The organism is Sphingomonas sp. CCH9-E2, from assembly GCF_001557215.1.
GTDB lineage: Bacteria > Pseudomonadota > Alphaproteobacteria > Sphingomonadales > Sphingomonadaceae > Sphingomonas.
Genome location: NZ_LSJM01000328.1, coordinates 1 through 2,150, shown reverse-complemented (window position 1 = coordinate 2,150; position 2,150 = coordinate 1). Strand labels below are relative to the sequence as shown.

Sequence of the window (2,150 nt, the reverse complement as noted above, 5' to 3'; positions counted from 1 at the left end):
GTCCGCCGGTCCCGATAGCGCCGCCGACCCGGACGAGATCGCCGCCGCGCTGCTCGAAGGGGTGCGCGCATACGGTCTGGCCCTGCTGCCCTGGTCCGACACCGCGCAGGCGCTGCGGACGCGCGCGGCCTATGCCGGACTCGACGCGCTGTCGGACACCGCGCTGATTGCCGATCTCGACGATTGGCTGCCCCCGCTGCTCGCGGGCAAGCGCCGGCTCGATGCAGTATCGGGGGAGGGGCTGACCCAGGCGCTGCAGAACCGGATCGGGTGGGATGGGCAGAAGACGCTCGACCGCCTCGCCCCGGCGCGGCTGGAGACTCCCGCCGGATCGAGCCACGCGATCGACTATGCCGCAGAGGGCGGTCCGACGGTGGAGGTGCGGGTCCAGGCATTGTTCGGCCTCGCGAGCCACCCGATGCTGGGCGATGGCACGCCGCTCGTCCTGTCGCTAACCTCACCCGCCGGCCGCCCGATCCAGACGACGCGCGACCTGCCCGGCTTCTGGAAGGGGAGTTGGGCCGATGTCGCCAAGGAAATGCGCGGCCGCTATCCGCGCCACCCCTGGCCCGACGATCCTGCGGCAGCCAGCGCCACGCTGCGGACGAAAAATGCAGATGCAAGGCGGCGCGGATCGGGATAAAGGGGCGAGCATGTCGACCGCACGCATCTATCAGCGCCCGAAGAACGCCATGCAGTCGGGCCGCGCCCGCACCGATCGCTGGGTGCTCGAATTCGAATCGAACGAGAAGCAGCGCCCGGACCCGCTGACCGGATGGGCCGGATCGGGCGACACGCGCGCGCAGCTGCGGCTGAACTTCCCGACGCTGGAAGCGGCGAAGGATTATGCGGCGCGCGAGGGGATTCACGTCCATGTCGTCCCCGCGCCGGTGAAGACGCTCAAGCTGCAGGCCTACGCCGACAATTTCCGGTAAGGATCAGCCGAGCAGGCTGCTTCCGAGCGCAAGCAGCAATTTGACGTCGATCGCCATGCCGCGCGCGCGGCACGCCGCGACATAAGTGGGCACATCCGCCAGCTTCGCGCGGTGGACGATGATGTCCTCACCCTCCACCCCGCCACCCTCGCCCACCCGTGTCAGGCCGTGCGCGCGGACCAGGGTGAAGCTCTCGCTGACCATGCCGGGCGAGGAAAAAAACTCGCCAAGCGATTCGATGCGTTCGGCGCGATAGCCGGTCTCTTCCTCGAGCTCGCGCGCGGCTGCGATCTCGTCTGCCTCGTCATCGCCCCCATCGCCGATCAGGCCTGCAGGCAGCTCGAGGCAGCGGCGACCCAGCGGCACGCGATATTGCTCGACCAGCAGCAGGTGCCCTTCGTCATCGACCGCGACGATCACCGCAGCGCGGATACCGCGTGCGCGGGCGACATATTCCCAGCGGCCCTGACGCTTGGCGGTGATGAACTTGCCCTGCCAGACGGTTTCGACCGGGGCGTCGCTGTCGGGCGCGCTCACAGCTCGATCAGCCGGTCGGGCAGTTCGTTGGCGTCGCCCGCGGTCTTGGGGAAGTGCGTCGTCAGCACCGCGCCGATCCGCGTCACGGCATCGGCCATGCCGCCCGCCGGATCGCCTGCGCGCACCTTGTCGACCAGCGCGACCATCGCATCGCCCCACACGCCCTCTTCGACCTTCGCCAGAATCGCCTCGTCCGCGATGATCTCGGCGCGGTGTTCGGCGAGGCTGAGGTAGAGCAGGACACCGACGCGCTCGGCGGTGCGCTTCTCCGCGCTTGCCTTGAAGAACTGCACCGCGCGCCGCCGCACCCGCCGCCCGCGCACCGCGCCGGGGATCAGCACACCGCGCCCCGGCAGCGCCTCGAACCCGAAACGCACGGCGAGGAAGAGCACCGCCTGAATCACAACCAGCAGCGCAAGCTGAAGATGCCGCTCCGCCTCGCCCCAACCGCCGGTAAACAGCGCCAGCTTGGCATCGAGCAGGTCGGGGAAGAACGCGAACAGCCCCAGCGCCGCGAGCATCGCCGCCCCGGCATAATAGAGCGAGACGTCGTGATAATGGTCCGACCAATCGGTGACGATCGTCACGATCTCGCCATCCGTGCCACGCTCCGCCGCCGCTACCGCGGCAGTGACGCGCGCATGTTCTTCAGCTGTGAACCGCCGTGCCATCACCATC

Annotated in this window: 4 protein-coding genes; 2 read left to right on the top strand and 2 right to left on the bottom strand. The window is 69.1% G+C overall.

What is annotated here, in order from left to right:
• Together AX681_RS15475 and AX681_RS15470 are read left to right on the top strand one after the other, a co-directional pair.
• Positions 1-643, top strand: a 643-nt coding sequence (locus tag AX681_RS15475) for an ATP-dependent helicase C-terminal domain-containing protein (protein ID WP_331710026.1), incomplete at its 5' end; no start/stop codon positions are given.
• Between the two features lie 10 nt (positions 644-653).
• A complete protein-coding gene (locus tag AX681_RS15470; RefSeq protein WP_066661891.1) occupies positions 654-935 on the top strand; it encodes an ETC complex I subunit in 282 nt (93 codons plus the stop codon).
• Positions 936-938: 3 nt separating this feature from the next.
• On the opposite strand, the gene AX681_RS15465 is transcribed toward AX681_RS15470, so the two are convergent.
• Positions 939-1,472 carry an NUDIX hydrolase gene (locus AX681_RS15465; protein ID WP_066661894.1) on the bottom strand — a complete coding sequence of 178 codons (534 nt, stop codon included), beginning with the start codon at positions 1,470-1,472 and terminating at the stop codon, positions 939-941.
• Positions 1,469-2,150: TPM domain-containing protein (locus tag AX681_RS22565; protein ID WP_066682464.1), on the bottom strand; the 682-nt coding region annotated here is incomplete at its 5' end. The genes AX681_RS22565 and AX681_RS15465, both read right to left, overlap by 4 nt.

What these genes read in the sequence shown, in the direction of transcription:
- AX681_RS15470 (WP_066661891.1), top strand. Translation starts at nt 654, where the DNA reads ATGTCGACCGCACGCATCTATCAGCGCCCGAAGAACGCCATGCAGTCG.